The following is a 17,225-nucleotide window of genomic DNA, read 5'->3' as shown; positions in this document are numbered from 1 at the left end:
TATTCTTCATTACATATATCAAGAATGTGGCAAAAACAACTAAATACCTAGGACGTTACAAAATAGCAGTCGACCTCACAATAAACATATACTAGAAAAATGATTCAGTATTCATTAATAAGAATTGCTTCCGTACTAGAGAACAATTTCCCTATAAATAAGGAAATGAAAGCAGCACTTAAAACAAATTCTTTAAAAATCAACTTCATGGTGGTCTGACCAGTTTATGATAACAATATAACATATCTGAAAAACTTGTAAAGGCTAACGCTTAAAAACAATATTCTCTCCTCCGAATAATTCTTTTAAGCGCTCAGTCAATTTTTCGCTGTATGATACATATTTATCTTGACTAAGTTTGATGGATCTACGATCATTTTCATAGAATAAAACGACAGGTGATTTCCCTACTTCATATTGTAAAATTTCTTTTAACAATGTTAATTTCTCATCTGATTCATTCTCTTTCGTAATCTTAATGTAAAGGGTAGGTGGCTTAGATTCTTCCTTTTCAATCACTTCTTCTACATTTTCAACACTTCTAATAATCCATTGTTTCTTTCCATTCCTTACCTCTATTTCACCTTTCATAAAGACAATATCGCCAGCTTGCATGATAGAAGAATACTTATTATAGATTTTCGGAAAAGCGACTGCTTCCATATCTCCAGTTTGATCACTAAGAAGTAAAAATGCCATCGCTTCTCCTTTTTTGGTCCTAATCTTCTTCATTTCTGAGATATACACGACTGATTGAACAATTACTTTTCTCTCTTGACTCTCAATGTATTGTAGCGTTTGAGATTTTAACAGTGAAAAAAATGATTCATAGGTTGTTACCGGATGTGCAGAAAGATATAACCCTAAAGCCGCCTTTTCGTTAGCAAGTTTATCTAATAAGGGGATCTCTTCAACAGTTGCGTATTTTGGTTTAGGGAAAAATTCCTCTTCACTAAACATATCAAATTGATCATCATCTGGCTGAACTAACTCGGCATGCTCTAAGGCAATATCTAAGCTAGCAAGTAGTGTCGCTCGGTCCTCACCAAACTCATCAAAACTCCCGGAATGAACTAGCATTTCAAGCATTCGCCTATTGAATACTTTCCCTGACATACGGATACAAAAATCAAATAAATCTTGGAATGATCTACCTGCTCTCACTCGAACAATTTCCTTCCAAGCATTTACCCCGATCGTCTTCACTGCCGCTAAACTATAGCGAATTCCTTGATTTTCCACCTGAAAAGAAAAGATACTTTTATTAATGGAAGGAGGTAAGATCGCAATCCCCAATTGCTTCGCCTCATTTACATATTGGGCTACTTTCGCATCATTACCAATAGCTGAAGTTAACAATGCCGCCATGAAATGTAGCGGATAATGGGCTTTTAAATAGGCAAGTTGATAAGAAATCATACTATAGGCTACTGCATGACTTCTATTAAATCCGTAATTAGCAAACTTGACGATGTAATTATATATTTGATTGGCAGTTTCTTCTGTGTATCCTTGGATAATCGCACCCTGCACAAAATGTGCTCTTTCTTTATTCAGAACTTCTTCTTGCTTTTTACTTACGGCCCTTCTTAATAAGTCCGCTTCCCCTAGTGAAAATCCTGCCATCTTTGCTGCAATCTGCATAATTTGCTCTTGGTAAACAATGACACCATAAGTCGGCTTCAATATATCTTCTAAATCTTGATGAGGATAGGTAATTTCCTCCTCACCATGCTTTCTCGCTATAAATAACGGAATATTTTCCATCGGGCCTGGGCGATATAATGCATTGACTGCAACAATATCCTCAAATGTAGTCGGTTGCAGTTTTTTTAATACATTTCTCATCCCACTTGATTCTAACTGAAAAATTCCTGTTGTTTCTCCCCTAGATAGTAATTGATAAGCTTTTTGGTCCTGAAGTGGCACTTCTTTTATGGGAATAAGTTTCCCTGTTTTCTTTTTGATAGACTGTAAAATATTTTCAATAAGTGACAAATTACGCAAACCAAGAAAATCCATTTTTAATAGGCCACGATCTTCCAAGTGCTCCATTGAAAATTGTGTTAGAAAAACATCTCCATGTCCCCCGGTAATTGGTACCACTTGAACAAGTGGGCGCTCACTTATGATAACGCCAGCAGCATGTGTAGAAGTATGTCTAGGCAATCCTTCTAGCTTTAGTGCTGTATTAAATAATCTTTTATATAACGATGATTGATTAATCAATGTTTGCAAAGAATGTGACTCTTGCCAAGCTGATTTTAAGGTAATACCTAGTCGACTAGGTACCGCACGAGATAGCTGATCTAGTTCCTTTGAGTTTAAGCCAAATGCCCTACCCACATCTCTAAGTGCCGCCTTAGCTGCTAATGTTCCAAACGTAATGATTTGCGCGACATGTTGCTGACCATACTTGCTGGCCACATACTGGATTACCTCATCTCTGCGATGGTCAGGAAAATCAATATCAATATCAGGCATAGAAATCCGCTCAGGGTTCAAAAACCGTTCAAAAAGCAAATTGTAACGAATCGGATCAACATCTGTTATATAAAGCACATAAGCTACAATTGAGCCGGCTGCTGACCCACGTCCAGGTCCAGTGAATATTTTTTCCCTTCTGCAAAACTGCATAAAATCAGCAACAATTAAAAAATAATCACTAAAATTCATTTTCTTCAAAATAGAAAGCTCATATAAAAGGCGATTCCTGGCTTTCTCATTTCCATCAGGATATCTCTCACCCCACCCTTCCATACAGAGCTGCTCTAATTGTTGATCGGCTGTCATATGGCCATCAGTGGGGAATTTCGGCAAGCTTTTTATTCCAAGGTCCATCTCCACATCACATTCACTGGCAATCATATTCGTCTTTACAATGGCCTCTTCCTCTTCTACAAAAAGGTCAACCATTTCTTTCACACGTTTTAAAGAATATTGATCAGATTGTAATCTTTCCCAACTCTCGTCTTCTAATTTTTCTCCATTGCGTATAGCAAGTGCACATTGTTGAGCAAAGGCATCTTCTTTATTTAAATAATGAACTGCATTTGTCACAACTAGAGATATATCACTTTGCTCTGATAAACCCTTCAGCAACGGCAATAATTTCTCTTCCTCTGTTAGCCCATGTCTTTGCATAGAAAGATAAAAGTCACCTGAAAAAATCTCTTTATACATACGAGCATATTTTTCAGCATCCATAAAGCGGTCTTCTAACAAGTAATTCTCAATTACGCCTTCTAAACCAGGTGTTAAAGCAATTAATCCATTTGAGTAAGCCCTCAACCACTTGAGCGGGAGCCCGCCTTCTGCTGCCGTTTGCAGGCTACTCGTTATTTTGAGTAAGTTTTGATAACCTTGGTTATTTTTCGCTAGTAATACTATTGGGTTCGTCCCTTCTTCTTGTTCCTTTTCAATATCGACAGTCAACCCAATAATAGGTTTAATATTATTCTTTTTACATTCATTATAAAACTGTGCTGTCCCGTACATTACATTTCTATCTGTAAGGGCAATTGCTGGATACCCTTTTACTTTGGCATCTGCTACGAGTTGTTCAACACTAGCTGTGCTCATTAGTAAACTATAGGCACTATATACTTGCAAGTGAATAAAAGACAACTTTCTCACACCCTCATTTTTCTTCTTCTTTTATTATAGAACGTTTGTTTCTTAATGAAAACTCTCATTGTACAATCGCATATGAATTCATTTAAGAATAAACATAATTTATGATGTTCGTCCATATGATGGAATAGAGAGAATTCATCACTAAAAGGCGGTTATGTAAATGAATGAGCAACCCTTCTTTTCTTCTCTTTTAGAAAGTTACTTTATTGCTCTTGGTGTTTTGATTGGCGGTTCAATCATCGGTGGCATTGCCGCGTTTTTCACAGGAAAACCTCCCTTAACAGAAATTTTCAATTTATCTAATTCTATTAGAATTTGGGCAATTATCGCTGCTATTGGAGGTACTTTTGATACGGTTTATAGTTTTGAGCGTGGAGTCCTTGATGGGCAAACGAAAGATATTATCAAACAATGTCTCTTAATTCTATCAGCTTTTGGTGGGGCTCAAACAGGCGCTCAAATCATCATATGGCTAACTCAGGAGCATTTACCTAAATGAGAATTCCCCCTTATTATCGCAGACCTTCTTGGCAACGTTTTTTTGCTGGAATGGCTATCGGAGGCGTATTAAGTTGGTGTGTTTTCGTTTACATTTTTGGTGAATGGCAAGAGCGTTATAGTTTAGAAATCCACACACAGGAAGCTGAAATTAAGGAACTAGAAAATGAAAAGGAGATATGGCAGAAGGAATTTAAAAAATTAAATAAAGAAAACGAAGAATTATTAACTGTCCAAGAGATCGTTGTTAAAATCGACCAATCTGCACTCAAGAAATATAATTTAGACGAATACAGTCTCTATCAAACGGAGGATGCGATCAAAGAAGATATCAGTATTTTAATGGCGCGAGATATAAAAAGCGTCGGACAAAGTATCGAACTCGTAAAACGCATTATTGTGAATAAAACCCACCCCATTAATGGGAAGCGCTACCGAGCTGATATTCAATCCATTATTATAGATACAACACTCGTATTGGAGGTTGAGCTGTTATTAAATTAATTGCCCAACCTCTTTTAATGATTAAATGGTCCATGATTCACATAAATCATTTAAGTCGGAAATCACTCTTTCAGCTTCATCCCAGCTATATATAGATGCACCTGCTGCAAATGGATGTCCCCCACCTTTATAGCATCGAGCTAGTTGATTAATGATCGGACCTTTCGACCTAAAGCGCACTCTTATTTGATCTTCTTCTTCTATAAAAAACACCCATGCCTTCAATTCTTTAACATGGCCGAGCTCACCGACTAGAACCGAAGCCTCAGCAGGTGTAGCATCGTATTTTTGCAATAAACTACTGTCCATTTTCACCACCGCCGCTCCGCTATCAAGCATATGAAAATGTTGTAAAATATATCCTTGGAGCTTAATTAGATTGGGTGCTAATTCATACATTCTATCGAAAAGCTCTGTCCTTGAGAACTGATATTTAATTAGTTCTCCTGCATAAGCAAAGGTTTTATTCGTAGTACTTGGATAGATAAACCGTCCTGTATCCCCGACAATGCCAGCGAAAATCAGCCTTGCTGCCTCATCTGTCATTATTAAACCATCCTTTTGACCATTTAGAAAAAACTCATAAATCATTTCACTTACAGAGCTCGCCTCAGTATCTACCCAAAGCAAATCTCCATACGGATCCATATTAGGATGGTGGTCAATCTTTATTAATAGATCACCCTTTGTATAACGTTGATCACTAATGCGCTCCGTATTGGCAGTATCACAAACAATCACTAAAGCTCCTTCGTAGACGTCATTACTTATCTTGTCCATTTTACGCAAATAAAGCAGGGTTTCGTCCTCTTGCCCCACTGTATATACTTGTTTCTGCGGAAAAGAAGCTTTTATTATTTCTGCCAACCCTCCTTGCGACCCGTAGGCATCTGGATCTGGGCGAATATGACGATGGATAATGATTTTGTCATACTTTTTGATCGCGGACAGAATTTTATTCTTCATTGTATACTCCTCTCAAATAACACACAAGAAAGAAAAGCATCTTGCAATTATAATAATTATTCTCTCTCTTCTAGCAATTTCCTCTTATAGAAGTTAAAATAAAGACATATGTTCATTTATGGAGGTTTGTACATGCTTGTACTTGCAGTTTTTATTGCACTATCTTTTGCTTTGTACGTATTCTATAAAGTGAAATACGTACGTTCTAGACGTCCTGCAGAAAAAGAATGGATTTCAGCTAAATCACGTATGGCGCTAGGTGCCTTTATATTCTTTTTCGGTGTCAACCAACTATTTCTTTATAGCGGTACGATCACGTATGTCATCTCTGCTCTTTTTATCATTATTGGCGGAATCAGTATTTGGGCTGGTATGAAAGCCTATAAATATTTTCTTCCTCGTGCGATTGAAGAATCAGAATGGATTAAATCGAACCAAAACTAAAACCTTACAATTTCACCTGTGGTGGCTTCAATTGTAAGGTAGTAAGTAAATTCGGTCTAGTTGATGTTTTACTATCTATTAGAAGATGTATCCATCAACTAGCCGATTTGTGCTTATCTTTCTGTTAATTGACACATCATCATCGCTTTTCCAACCAATACCCCGCCATTGAAGACTTCTACATCTACTTTCCCAAACTTTCTCCCAACATCAAGCACTCTTGGAAAAATATCAAGCATACTCTCAATTTGAACTGGTTTTAAAAAGTATATGGTCATATTTTCAACTACAAGGTCACCTTTTTTGTACATTCTTAAAACGCGATTAGCAGCTTCTGTCACTATCGTCGTGAAAACACCGTATGAGATGGAACCAATATGGTTCGTCATTTGCGGTGTAACTTCACAGCGATACATCGCTTCATTCTTCGTTTTTCCATTCGCTAATACCAACTGGTTTGTCACCGTATCATCAATTGTTTCACCAACTTGTGGTTGCCGTTGAATGACTTGAAGCGCTTTTAACACATCCTGCCGACTAATGATTCCCTCTAACTTATGCGATTGATCAACAACTGGGAGGAGTTCAATTCCTTCCCAAACCATCATATGTGAAGAAGAAGCCACACTTGTTTTACCACCAACTGTCATCGGGTTTTTCGTCATGACCTTTTCAATAGGTGTATCTGTATTATGGCCCATAATATCTTTGGAAGTAACCATTCCTTGAACCTTCATATGTTGATCAACAACCGGGAAGCGACTATGACTCGTCTCTCGATTATGCTTTAAATATTCCTCAATCGTATCTGTTGTTTGCAAGCTAATCGTTTGAGTAACAGGTGTAAGTACGTCTTCTACTAAAACAATTTCTTTCTTAATTAACTGATCATATATTGCTCGGTTAATCATCGTTGCTACTGTAAAAGTATCGTAGCTTGTTGAAATCACAGGTAACTCTAATTCGTCAGCAATCCGCTTCACGTCTTCTTCCGTATCAAAACCACCCGTAATAAGAACGGCTGCTCCAGCTTTTAACGCTAGTTCATGGGCATTCGTACGGTTTCCAACGATTAATAAGTTTCCGGCACCAGTATATCTCATCATTGCTTCTAACTTCATCGCACCGATCACAAACTTATTCAATGTTTTATGGAGTCCTGCTCGTCCTCCTAGCACTTGTCCATCAACGATATTGACAACTTCTGCGTAAGTAAGCTTTTCAAAGTTTTCTTTCTTCTTTCTTTCTATTCTAATTGTACCGACTCTTTCAATCGTACTCACATACCCTTTATTTTCAGCATCTTTAATGGCACGGTAAGCTGTCCCTTCACTCACCGATAGTGCCTTTGCAATTTGTCTAACGGAAATTTTTTCTCCGACTGGTAACTCATCAATATAATGTAAAATCTGTTCATGCTTTGTAGCCAAGACATCACCCTCTATTTTCATCCTTCATAGCCTTATTATAGAATGAAAAGTTGTGATGTTCAACGAACGAGCAATATTATTCATAAGACCTCATTCGTTTGCGGTTAGATGTAACCACTTTTCGCCTTGTCCTTACATTTACCTTTGATTTCGGCTCATATAATAAGGCTGTCAAATTTCCGGCAATAACTATCAATGCAAACGCTAACCAAGTAATGGTAAAAACACCCTCAAGACCACTGCTATAAACATCTAATCGAGGGACTGCGTAAAAGAGCATAGCACCTGCAAGCAATAAACAAATAATATAACGATATCTCCTCATCTCATCCTCTCCTCTCATAATCTATATTTATGCAGAGAAGAAAGCGGACATGACCAGTAATCGTCTTCAATACTAGTGTATTTATTATGTGAAAAAGTATTGATATGTACCCAGTTGCCTTTTCAATTCTAATCCCACTATATTAAAGAGGTTTGAGGTTTAATCAATTGTATTAGCTTACGCACGTTTCCATGAAAAAGTGTAACTAGTTGGTTCACAAATTGAAATCAAAAATACCACAGACAGTCATCTGTGGCATTATCTCAGTTTCTATCAACAATAATTTATTATAATTCAACAACTTCTCCAGCTTCCATTACTTTTACATCAGATCCTTTTACTAATTTAGCAAAAGCGTGTGGATCTTGTTTAATTGGTGGAAATGTATTGTAATGAACAGGAACGACTTGTTTCGGTTGCAGCAACTCTACAGCATAAGCAGCGTCCTCTGGCCCCATTGTAAAGTTATCACCAATCGGGATAAATGCTAAATCAATCGGATGTCTCTCTCCAATTAATTTCATATCCGAAAACAAACCTGTGTCTCCTGCATGATAGATTGTCTTACCATCAATTGTTAGTAAGACACCAGCCGGCATACCTAAATAAACAATTTGGTTATCTTCAGTTACGAGCCCTGTTCCGTGTAAAGCTGGAGTTAATTTCACTTTCCCAAAATCAAAATCATACGCACCACCAATATTCATGCCGTGTGCTTCAATACCATGGAAACCTAAATAATATGAGAGTTCTGCATTACATATCACTAGCGATTGATTCTTCTTAGCCAGTTCAATCGTGTCTCCTAAATGATCACCATGTCCGTGCGTTACGATAATAACATCCGGTTTTTCTTCTTCAACCTTAAGGTCTGTTAATTCATTCCCAGTAATAAATGGATCAAATAAAATTGTTTTATCCTCTGTTTTTACTTTTACGATAGAATGGCCATGAAATGATACTTTCACAAATGATTCTCCTTTCTGTTTTTCCTATGTAATTTTTTCAACATCAATATGAAGTTATCCTGTCTCTTCCCTTATTTCTTTCAATTTAAACAGTTCAAAAAGTTTACTTTTTCATATATAGTTGATACGCTTGCTTATAGCTTACTACATAAAGACCAGGAGGGACTACCATGAAGCAAAGAATGGATATTTTATCATCATGGATGAAAGAAAACAAAATTGATGTATCTTTTATTACATCAACAGAAAATGTATTTTACTTGAGCTCTTTTCATAGTGATCCTAATGAGCGTTTACTAGGATTAGCCGTTTTCCAAGATGCTGACCCTTTCCTTGTCTGTCCAAAAATGGAAATAGAGGATGCAAAAAACGCTGGTTGGAATGGTGATATTATTGGATATACAGATATTGAAAATCCATGGACAATGATTAATGATGCCATTGTTACACGTCTTTCAACAGTTAATAAAATAGCCATCGAAAAAGAACATATGAATGTTGAACGTTATGAAGCGGTGAAAGAACTTTACCCTCATGCAAGTATGGTATCTGCTGAAGAAAAGCTTCGCACATTACGAATGGTAAAAAGTGAAGAAGAGCTTGCGATTATTAAAGAAGCTACAGCTCTTGCAGATTTCGCTATTGAAACAGGTTGTGCTGCCATAGCTGAAGGAAAGACAGAACTGGAAGTTTTAGCTACAATCGAATATGAATTAAAGAAAAAAGGCGTTAATGAAATGTCCTTTTCAACAATGGTTCTAACTGGTAAAAACGGAGCATCTCCGCATGGTACACCAGGTATGACAAAAATTCAAAAAGGCGATCTAGTTCTATTTGACCTTGGTGTTGTTTGGAAAGGCTATTGTTCAGACATTACGAGAACGGTTGCTTATGGTGAAATAAATGAGAAACAAAAAGAAATTTATGACACCGTGCTCAAAGCACAATTAGCCGCAATAGCAGCATGTAAACCAGGTGCAAAAGCATCAGAGGTTGACTTAGCAGCAAGAAAAATTATTGCAGATGCTGGATATGGCGATTACTTCCCACATCGTCTCGGTCACGGACTTGGAATTTCCGTCCATGAATATCCTTCATTAACAGAAACAAATGATTTGCTTCTACAAGAAGGCATGGTATATACAATTGAACCAGGTATTTACGTACCAGGAGTTGCCGGTGTCCGTATCGAAGATGATCTTGTTCTAACAAAAGACGGAGCAATACCATTAACACAATTCCCAAAAGAGTTACAAATCATTAAATAACACAGAGAAGACCCCGAGTTTATTGACGGGGTCTTTTTTTTATATCGTAATTTCAAAGACGATTGGCATCCAGTAATAAACCTGAACATACACATTAGGTTGTGTTTGTTCAGGTTTTATTTTACTTTGCTTCATTTCGAAAATAACTACTTTGAAACATACCAAAATTTATCGATGATCTGCTGTTGTTGAATTGGTTTTTTATACTGTGTGAACAAACTAACAACTACATAAAGTATGAAAGATAAGAACACTGGAACAACAACCGGGTGCACCCCTAATAAGTCCGGAAATAAACGGTCAATAATAATATAACTACTTACCCCTGTAATCATAGAAGCAAGAGCCCCATAGGCATTTCCTTTTTTCCAATAAAGCCCCATAATAATTGGCCAGATAAACGCTGCTTCTAAGCCACCAAAAGCAAATAAATTAAGCCAGATAAGAAGATCAGGTGGCTCTATACTTACAATATACACTAGAATACCAATGATGGCTGTCACAGATAACGTCAACTTTTTAATAAACTGATCTGTTGCTTTGTTATTAATATAATTTATGTAAATATCTTTCACCAACGATGAACTGACAAGAAGTAACAATGCGTTGACTGTTGAGATAACCGCTGCAATCGGAGCTGCCAACACAATTCCAGCTAACCATGAAGGTAAAATGGTTAGTGTCAATTGCGGCATCACCGTATCCCCTACTTCAATTCCAGGAATCACCACTCGTGCAAATACACCTGTAAGATGCATACCTAGCATAATAGCGCCTGTAACAAGTGTACCGATAATCATCGCCGTATGCATTGCCTTTGCGTTTTTGTAAGACATTGCTCTGACAGCAATTTGGGGCAAACCAACAACACCAACACCAACCAGAAGCCAAAAACTGGATACGTATAAAGGCGTTAGTGAACCGTCCGCACCAAAGGGTGTAATCAAGTTAGGATTTTCTACTGTTAATTTCTCGATAATATTCGGTACTCCACCACCAGCGATGATTGTTCCTACTAAAATAATAATTGTACCAATTATCATGATCATACCGAGAACTGTATCAGTGATGGCAACTGCACGAAAACCACCAATCACAACAAAAATAAGAACAGATAATGTAAAAATTAAAAGTGCTGATTGATACGACAATCCCATAAATGATTCTAATAATCGGCCACCACCAATCCACTGCGCAGACATAGAAGCGAATAAGAAAACAACTATACAAATTGACGATATGATGACTACCCATTTACTTTGATAGCGTTCTCTTAAGAAATCATTTAAAGTAACCGCTTTTGTCTTCCTAGAGATAATGGCAAACTTTTTACCTAAGATAGCAAGTGTAAAGTAGCCTGTTACCACCTGTGACATCGACAATAACACCCAGCCAAGACCCATATTATAAGCAATTCCAGGTCCACCGATGAAGCTTGACGCACTCCCATATGTAGCCACCATCGTCATCGCCAATAATAAGCCACCAAGATTTCTTCCACCTAGAAAATATTCTTGTAAAAAATCAGGTCCATGCTTTAAATATTTTGTTGCATAAATCCCAAAAAAGAATAGTGAACATAAAAAAATAATTAATGGTATAGCTACTCCCCAATTCATTGTTCTTCCTCCTCAAAAGGTACATCAGAGAACAAGAACTTAACAACCAACCAAACAATGACTGTAATAATTAGAAAACCTAACACGCAGCTATAGAAAAACCACGAAGGTAATCCAAAGATATATTGATACTCTTCAACAGGCTTACTACCTAAGCCGTAGGCAAAAGAATACCATATGAAAAAGTTGATCATCGCAATACCGACACCGATAAGTGCTTCCCGATTAGCAACTTTATATCTTGGATCAAGCTTTTTTTGCTCCATCTTCTTCTCCCCCTTATTAAATCTTTCCCCTATCGTTCTATTCTAATATAAATAGCTATCAATGGACATGACCTATATAAATTGCTTCCTTTAACCAACCGTTTTTTACATCTATTAACATAGAGGGGTAATGACAATATATCTATCACAAAATTATTTTAACAGTAAAGGTGTTTTTGTCTACTCTTATGAAGTTTTTTTGAATACAAGCTCAAAAGGCGCTTGTCATATGACAAAACGCCTTTTATATTACTTTAGCTTAATTCATCTTCATTGGTTTCGTTCGTCAATTGTTGGCGACTAACTGCACCACCGTTATATGCCTCCATTATTGAATCGCTAATAGATTGTTCTGCTTCATTTTCATCATACAATTGATTCCATTCATTTCTTTCTTCTTTTTTCAAGATTGTTCACTCCTTTGTCATTATTTTTTCCTCATTATTGTTTGAAAAATGGCTACATTTATTCATAAAAAGGGTATGTATAATAATAGGTAAAGGAGGAGATTTAAATGAGTAAACATTATGCAAACATTTTAGTCGCAGTAGATGGTTCAGTAGAAGCAGATGAGGCATTTAATCAAGCAATTGAAATGGTGAAGGATAGTGGTGCCAATCTCATTTTAGCTCATGTTGTCGATACTCGTACCAATGCTATTGAAGCTTATGATCACTCTACTTCTGTTAGAGCTACAGAATTTGCTGAAAACTTAATGGCACGTTATAAGGAAGTTTGTACTCAAGCAAACGTTACTAAAGTAGAGTATATAATCGAATATGGATCTCCCAAAATCATCATTACCAAAGATATCGCCAAAACAAAGCCAATCGATCTTATTATATGTGGAGCAACGGGGCTGAATGCTGTCGAACGCTTCTTAATTGGTAGTGTATCAGAATATATTACACGCCACGCACCTTGTGATGTACTTGTGGTCAGACCGAATAAATCCGCAAAGCAAAAAAGTGGGGAGGCAAACGTGGCAGAGAAGCACTCTTAAAAATAGCGAAGAAGAGCATGCGCAATCTAGGCATGCTCTTCTTTATTTAACTTAGCTTTCGCTTTATCTATAGCGATTCTCACCTGGTCGAAGCCTGTTCCACCCGCGCTATTTCTTCTTTCAACAGCGGTATATGGATCAAGCACCTTATAAATATCTGCTTCAAATAAATCATTAACAGCTCTGTATTCCTCAAGTGATAGATCCATTAAGAAACAACCTTTTTGTACGCAAGTAAGCACGAGCTTACCAACGATTTCATGCGCTTCACGGAATGGTACTCCTTTACTTGAAAGATAATCCGCTAGTTCAGTCGCATTAGAGAAATCATTCTTTGTTGCCTTCTCCATTTGTGTCGTCTTCACCTTCATTGTTTCAATCATACCAACAAAGATTTTTAGAGAACCAACGACCGTTTTGACAGTATCAAACATGCCTTCCTTATCTTCTTGCATATCTTTGTTATAAGCAAGTGGCAAGCCTTTTAAAACAGTCAACATCCCCATAAGATTTCCGTATACTCGTCCCGTTTTACCGCGTATTAACTCAGCCATATCCGGGTTCTTCTTTTGCGGCATAATGCTGCTTCCTGTTGCGAAACTATCATCTAATTCAATGAATTGAAATTCTTGACTTGACCAGAGAATCAATTCTTCACTTAATCGAGATAGATGCATCATCAGTGTTGAACTTGAAGATAAGAATTCCAAAATAAAATCACGATCACTCACAGCATCTAAGCTGTTTTCATAAATCCCTTCAAAACCAAGTAATTCGGCTGTTTGATAGCGATCAATCGGAAAAGTCGTTCCAGCCAATGCACCAGCTCCAAGTGGAGAAATGTTAATGCGTTTGAGGCTTTCTTGATAACGTTGTTTATCACGATCAAGCATCCAGAAGTATGCCATTAAGTGATGAGCAAATGAAATCGGTTGTGCTCTCTGTAAATGGGTATATCCTGGCATCACCGTTTCAACGTTCGCTTCCGCTTGTGTAAGTAATGCATGTTGCAGCTCTTCAACAAGCATAATAATGGTTTGAACCTGCTTCTTTAAATATAAATGCATATCAGTAGCAACTTGATCATTTCGGCTACGAGCTGTATGTAGCTTTCCGCCTACAGGACCGACAAGTTCAGTTAATGCACTTTCTAAGTTAAGGTGAATATCTTCAAGTTTAACTGAATACTCAATTTCTTCATTAGCAGCTTTTTCTTGTAATGTTTGCAAGCCAGATTTAATTTTTTCAGCATCCTCTTCGCTAATAATACCATTTGCAGAAAGCATTGTTACATGAGCAATGCTTCCTTGCAAATCTTCTTGTACTAGCTCCTGATCAAAGGAGATGGATGCGCCAAATTCATCGACCCATTCTTCAGCAGATTTGGTGAATCTGCCTCCCCAAAGCTTTTTCACACTGTCACCTTCTTGTTGCCTTGCACCGCACTTTGTACTTTTGTTGGTAGACCCCATAATTTAATGAAACCGATCGCTGCGTTATGATCAAATTCATCATCAGAAGTGTATGTGGCAAGTTTTTCATCATATAGAGTATAAGGAGACTTTCTTCCTTCAACAATCGCATGGCCTTTAAATAATTTCACTCTTACTGTCCCTGTTACGTATTTTTGCGACTCTTTTAAGAATGCTTGGAGTGCTGTTCTTAATTGAGAGAACCAAAGTCCGTTATAGATTAATTCAGCAACCTGCTTCTCAATAATTGGTTTAAAATGCGCTAATTCTTTCACAAGTGTTAAATCTTCCAGCTCTTTATGTGCTTTCATTAAAGTAGTAGCACCTGGCACTTCATAAATTTCACGAGATTTAATCCCTACTAAACGGTTCTCAACATGGTCAATACGTCCCACACCATGTTTTCCAGCAATGTAATTTAACTCTGTAATTAGCTGAGAAAGCATATATGATTTCCCATTTAATGTCACAGGTACGCCTTCCTCAAAACCGATCTCAATGATTTCTGGTGTATCTGGTGTATTTTCAAGACTATTTGTTAAATCATATGCATCTTCTGGTGGTGCAGCCCAAGGATCTTCTAGAATTCCGCACTCATTACTTCTCCCCCATAAGTTCTGATCAATAGAATATGGAGAATCTAATTGAATCGGTACAGGAATACCATTTTCTTTTGCATAAGCAATTTCTTCTTCACGAGACCATTTCCAATCACGCACTGGTGCCAATACTTCTAAGTCAGGATTTAATCCCGCAATAGCCACTTCAAAACGGACCTGATCATTCCCTTTACCGGTACATCCGTGTGCAACTGCAACCGCACCTTCTTTTTCAGCTACTTCCACTAATTTTTTTGCAATCAACGGACGAGAAAGCGCTGATACTAATGGATATTTATTTTCATATAATGCATGTGCTTGTAAGGCTACAAGGGCAAACTCTTGTGCGAATTCCTCTCTTGCATCAATCACGTAAGAAGCAACCGCACCAACCTGAAGTGCTTTTTCTTTTACGAAATCAAGGTCTTTTCCTTCACCAACATCTAAACAACAAGCAACAACAGCGTAACCTTGATCTCCTAACCATTTAATTGCAACTGAAGTATCTAAACCGCCTGAATAGGCAAGAACAACTTTTGGATTTGACATTTTTTATTTCCTCCTTGAAGTGGATACGTATAAATATTCAATAACTTATATTTTTATTCAACTGATTATGTTAATACTTTAACAACCTTTCCCTAAAATTGCAATAGGTTATCTACAATTTCTATAAAATATCCACAAATGCATAAATCCACATAAATATCCGTCCAACCGAAACAAGTGAAACTGTAGAGAAGAGCAAAATTTACAGCATATATTGCAAATCATTATAAAAAAAGATAAAAACCTTATTGGCTTTTATCTTAGTTTCCTTACTCTTGTTTTTATTTATTTATAGCAATGATTGCTAAGAGATTATCGCCTTATAAATAAGGTCTATTACCTTCCCATAATTACTAATAACTGACTGATCTCCCGCAAAAACATTTGGATTCTTATAAGGATTAATTACATGTGAATGTCTTTTATTTGTTAGTAAACATATGCCAAGTTGATTTTCCTTATCAATAACAGTCATCGTTCCTGTCCAACCTGTATGACCAATGGCAGTGCTCGGTGCACTTTCACTAAAGAATTGATGCATATGATCGTCACTATTTATCCTCCAACCTAATGCAAAAGAAGAGTCAGGGGACGAAGGGGTTGTAAACTGATTGATGGTTGACTGATTAAAAAGTTCAATATTCCCGTAGCCACCTCCATTTAACATCACTTGTAATAATACAGCCATTTCCCTACCAGTAGAAAATAGGCCAGCGTGTCCTGATACACCCGCCATGCTATAAAACGCCTTTTCATCATGGACTTCGCCTTGTAATGTATGCTTCCTTATATGGGGAAAGGAAATGGCACCATCTCTTGTATTACCAAATAACTCAGTTGCGGCAAATTCATTTTGGCTTTCTCCTTTTTGTAAAGGATTATACTTAGTATGACTAAGGCCAAGGGGTTTATATATTTCCTTTTCAACATAATCGTCTAATGATACACCCGTCACTTCTTCAATAATCATCCCTAATAACATATAATCAATATCACTATATATTTGTGCTGTATGGGGCGGATGCTTCAGTGGTGTAGCTATGACCATCTTTTTAGTTAACTCTCTATCTTGAGAATATAACACGCCCGCTTTTTTTGGATCGTGATAGTGTATACTGCTCGGTAGTCCAGCAGTATGCTGCAACAGATCGGTTACTGTTATCTTTGCTTTTCCTTTTATCTCATCGTTATCACGATCTTTAAATGCTGGTAAATAATATTGGACAGATTGCTTTAAGTCAACCTTCCCTTGGGAAACTAACTGTTGCATAGCAAAATTTGTACTGAACATTTTTGTATTTGATGCGAGGTCAAAAATCGTTGTTGTTTTCATTTTTATTGGTTGCGACAATTCGGAATGCCCATCATATCGTTTGGCGAATCCATACGCTGAATCCTTAATGATTTTTCCATCCTTAATGATTACTAAAACAGCACCAGGAAAACCACGCGATATTTCCGTTGTTATACATTCATCAACGACTTTTAAACGCTCACTACTGATACCCACATCTTCGGGCAGCCCTTTTTGTAATTGTGTAAAATAGTTTTTTTTTGCTTGCATGGTGTTTGTATTCGATTTAGCATTAGGAGGGGATGGAGAAAGGCAAAGCAGAATAAATAGAAGAATCCAAACGATATTTTTCAAAATTTGCCATTCCTTTCTCATTATAATTAC

Annotated in this window: 16 protein-coding genes; 5 read left to right on the top strand and 11 right to left on the bottom strand. The window is 37.0% G+C overall.

Annotated features, from left to right (window positions below; translation table 11 throughout):
- Positions 1 to 264: 264 nt before the first annotated feature.
- Positions 265 to 3,636, bottom strand: coding sequence for a DNA polymerase III subunit alpha (dnaE, locus tag MKX29_RS15445; protein ID WP_341106417.1), 3,372 nt, complete (start codon positions 3,634 to 3,636; stop codon positions 265 to 267).
- A gap of 160 nt (positions 3,637 to 3,796) precedes the next feature.
- Between dnaE and MKX29_RS15440 the strand changes: the two genes are divergently transcribed.
- The gene (locus MKX29_RS15440) at positions 3,797 to 4,135 is read left to right on the top strand and encodes a YtrH family sporulation protein (RefSeq protein ID WP_095372298.1); all 339 of its coding nucleotides are present in this window, start codon (positions 3,797 to 3,799) and stop codon (positions 4,133 to 4,135) included.
- Positions 4,132 to 4,638: a sporulation membrane protein YtrI gene (gene ytrI, locus MKX29_RS15435; protein WP_095372297.1), complete on the top strand. Its 507-nt coding sequence runs from the start codon at positions 4,132 to 4,134 to the stop codon at positions 4,636 to 4,638. Before MKX29_RS15440 ends, ytrI begins: the two co-directional genes overlap by 4 nt.
- A gap of 21 nt (positions 4,639 to 4,659) precedes the next feature.
- On the opposite strand, the gene MKX29_RS15430 is transcribed toward ytrI, so the two are convergent.
- Positions 4,660 to 5,604, bottom strand: coding sequence for a DHH family phosphoesterase (locus MKX29_RS15430; protein ID WP_224935773.1), 945 nt, complete (start codon positions 5,602 to 5,604; stop codon positions 4,660 to 4,662).
- 132 nt (positions 5,605 to 5,736) lie between these two features.
- Between MKX29_RS15430 and MKX29_RS15425 the strand changes: the two genes are divergently transcribed.
- Positions 5,737 to 6,048 carry a YtpI family protein gene (locus MKX29_RS15425; protein ID WP_095372295.1) on the top strand — a complete coding sequence of 104 codons (312 nt, stop codon included), beginning with the start codon at positions 5,737 to 5,739 and terminating at the stop codon, positions 6,046 to 6,048.
- A 113-nt stretch (positions 6,049 to 6,161) separates the two neighbouring features.
- Here the strand turns inward: MKX29_RS15425 and MKX29_RS15420 are convergent, their stop codons facing one another.
- The 3 genes from MKX29_RS15420 to MKX29_RS15410 form a co-directional block, all read right to left on the bottom strand.
- Complete coding sequence (locus MKX29_RS15420) at positions 6,162 to 7,478, bottom strand: CBS domain-containing protein (RefSeq protein WP_224935772.1); 1,317 nt, start codon at positions 7,476 to 7,478, stop codon at positions 6,162 to 6,164.
- Between the two features lie 76 nt (positions 7,479 to 7,554).
- The gene (locus MKX29_RS15415; RefSeq protein ID WP_224935771.1) at positions 7,555 to 7,803 is read right to left on the bottom strand and encodes a hypothetical protein; all 249 of its coding nucleotides are present in this window, start codon (positions 7,801 to 7,803) and stop codon (positions 7,555 to 7,557) included.
- Positions 7,804 to 8,090: 287 nt separating this feature from the next.
- A complete protein-coding gene (locus MKX29_RS15410) occupies positions 8,091 to 8,771 on the bottom strand; it encodes a metal-dependent hydrolase (RefSeq protein WP_341106414.1) in 681 nt (226 codons plus the stop codon).
- A 170-nt stretch (positions 8,772 to 8,941) separates the two neighbouring features.
- Between MKX29_RS15410 and MKX29_RS15405 the strand changes: the two genes are divergently transcribed.
- Positions 8,942 to 10,039 (top strand): M24 family metallopeptidase, encoded by a 1,098-nt coding sequence (locus tag MKX29_RS15405; protein WP_224935769.1) that lies wholly within the window; start codon positions 8,942 to 8,944, stop codon positions 10,037 to 10,039.
- A 146-nt stretch (positions 10,040 to 10,185) separates the two neighbouring features.
- On the opposite strand, the gene panF is transcribed toward MKX29_RS15405, so the two are convergent.
- From panF to MKX29_RS15390, 3 genes are all read right to left on the bottom strand, one after another.
- Positions 10,186 to 11,658 carry a sodium/pantothenate symporter gene (gene panF, locus MKX29_RS15400; RefSeq protein ID WP_224935768.1) on the bottom strand — a complete coding sequence of 491 codons (1,473 nt, stop codon included), beginning with the start codon at positions 11,656 to 11,658 and terminating at the stop codon, positions 10,186 to 10,188.
- A complete protein-coding gene (locus MKX29_RS15395; RefSeq protein ID WP_095372290.1) occupies positions 11,655 to 11,924 on the bottom strand; it encodes a YhdT family protein in 270 nt (89 codons plus the stop codon). The genes panF and MKX29_RS15395 overlap by 4 nt, the downstream gene beginning before the upstream one ends.
- Before the next feature lie 254 nt (positions 11,925 to 12,178).
- Entirely contained in the window at positions 12,179 to 12,331 is a 153-nt protein-coding gene (locus MKX29_RS15390) for a hypothetical protein (RefSeq protein ID WP_157733921.1), read from the bottom strand.
- A gap of 107 nt (positions 12,332 to 12,438) precedes the next feature.
- Between MKX29_RS15390 and MKX29_RS15385 the strand changes: the two genes are divergently transcribed.
- Positions 12,439 to 12,927, top strand: coding sequence for a universal stress protein (locus MKX29_RS15385; RefSeq protein WP_251162575.1), 489 nt, complete (start codon positions 12,439 to 12,441; stop codon positions 12,925 to 12,927).
- Positions 12,928 to 12,953: 26 nt separating this feature from the next.
- Here the strand turns inward: MKX29_RS15385 and argH are convergent, their stop codons facing one another.
- The 3 genes from argH to pbp4b all read right to left on the bottom strand — a co-directional run bounded on the left by argH (position 12,954) and on the right by pbp4b (position 17,195).
- Positions 12,954 to 14,342: an argininosuccinate lyase gene (argH, locus tag MKX29_RS15380; RefSeq protein WP_341106411.1), complete on the bottom strand. Its 1,389-nt coding sequence runs from the start codon at positions 14,340 to 14,342 to the stop codon at positions 12,954 to 12,956.
- On the bottom strand, positions 14,339 to 15,547 hold the full coding sequence (locus tag MKX29_RS15375; protein ID WP_095372287.1) for an argininosuccinate synthase: 1,209 nt from the start codon (positions 15,545 to 15,547) through the stop codon (positions 14,339 to 14,341). The genes argH and MKX29_RS15375 overlap by 4 nt, the downstream gene beginning before the upstream one ends.
- Positions 15,548 to 15,851: 304 nt before the next feature.
- Complete coding sequence (pbp4b, locus tag MKX29_RS15370) at positions 15,852 to 17,195, bottom strand: penicillin binding protein PBP4B (protein WP_251162573.1); 1,344 nt, start codon at positions 17,193 to 17,195, stop codon at positions 15,852 to 15,854.
- Positions 17,196 to 17,225 lie beyond the last annotated feature (30 nt).

The organism is Cytobacillus sp. FSL R7-0696, from assembly GCF_038006865.1.
In the GTDB taxonomy this organism is placed as follows: domain Bacteria; phylum Bacillota; class Bacilli; order Bacillales; family Cytobacillaceae; genus Cytobacillus; species Cytobacillus kochii.
This window is presented reverse-complemented; position numbering and strand designations above follow the sequence as displayed.

Excerpts from the sequence above, each read along its gene's own strand:
- MKX29_RS15425 (WP_095372295.1), top strand. The coding sequence starts at position 5,737 with ATGCTTGTACTTGCAGTTTTTATTGCACTATCTTTTGCTTTGTACGTA.
- MKX29_RS15395 (WP_095372290.1), bottom strand. The coding sequence starts at position 11,924 with ATGGAGCAAAAAAAGCTTGATCCAAGATATAAAGTTGCTAATCGGGAA.
- MKX29_RS15430 (WP_224935773.1), bottom strand. The coding sequence starts at position 5,604 with ATGAAGAATAAAATTCTGTCCGCGATCAAAAAGTATGACAAAATCATT.
- MKX29_RS15415 (WP_224935771.1), bottom strand. The coding sequence starts at position 7,803 with ATGAGGAGATATCGTTATATTATTTGTTTATTGCTTGCAGGTGCTATG.
- panF (WP_224935768.1), bottom strand. The coding sequence starts at position 11,658 with ATGAATTGGGGAGTAGCTATACCATTAATTATTTTTTTATGTTCACTA.
- MKX29_RS15385 (WP_251162575.1), top strand. The coding sequence starts at position 12,439 with ATGAGTAAACATTATGCAAACATTTTAGTCGCAGTAGATGGTTCAGTA.
- MKX29_RS15375 (WP_095372287.1), bottom strand. The coding sequence starts at position 15,547 with ATGTCAAATCCAAAAGTTGTTCTTGCCTATTCAGGCGGTTTAGATACT.
- MKX29_RS15440 (WP_095372298.1), top strand. The coding sequence starts at position 3,797 with ATGAATGAGCAACCCTTCTTTTCTTCTCTTTTAGAAAGTTACTTTATT.
- MKX29_RS15405 (WP_224935769.1), top strand. The coding sequence starts at position 8,942 with ATGAAGCAAAGAATGGATATTTTATCATCATGGATGAAAGAAAACAAA.
- ytrI (WP_095372297.1), top strand. The coding sequence starts at position 4,132 with ATGAGAATTCCCCCTTATTATCGCAGACCTTCTTGGCAACGTTTTTTT.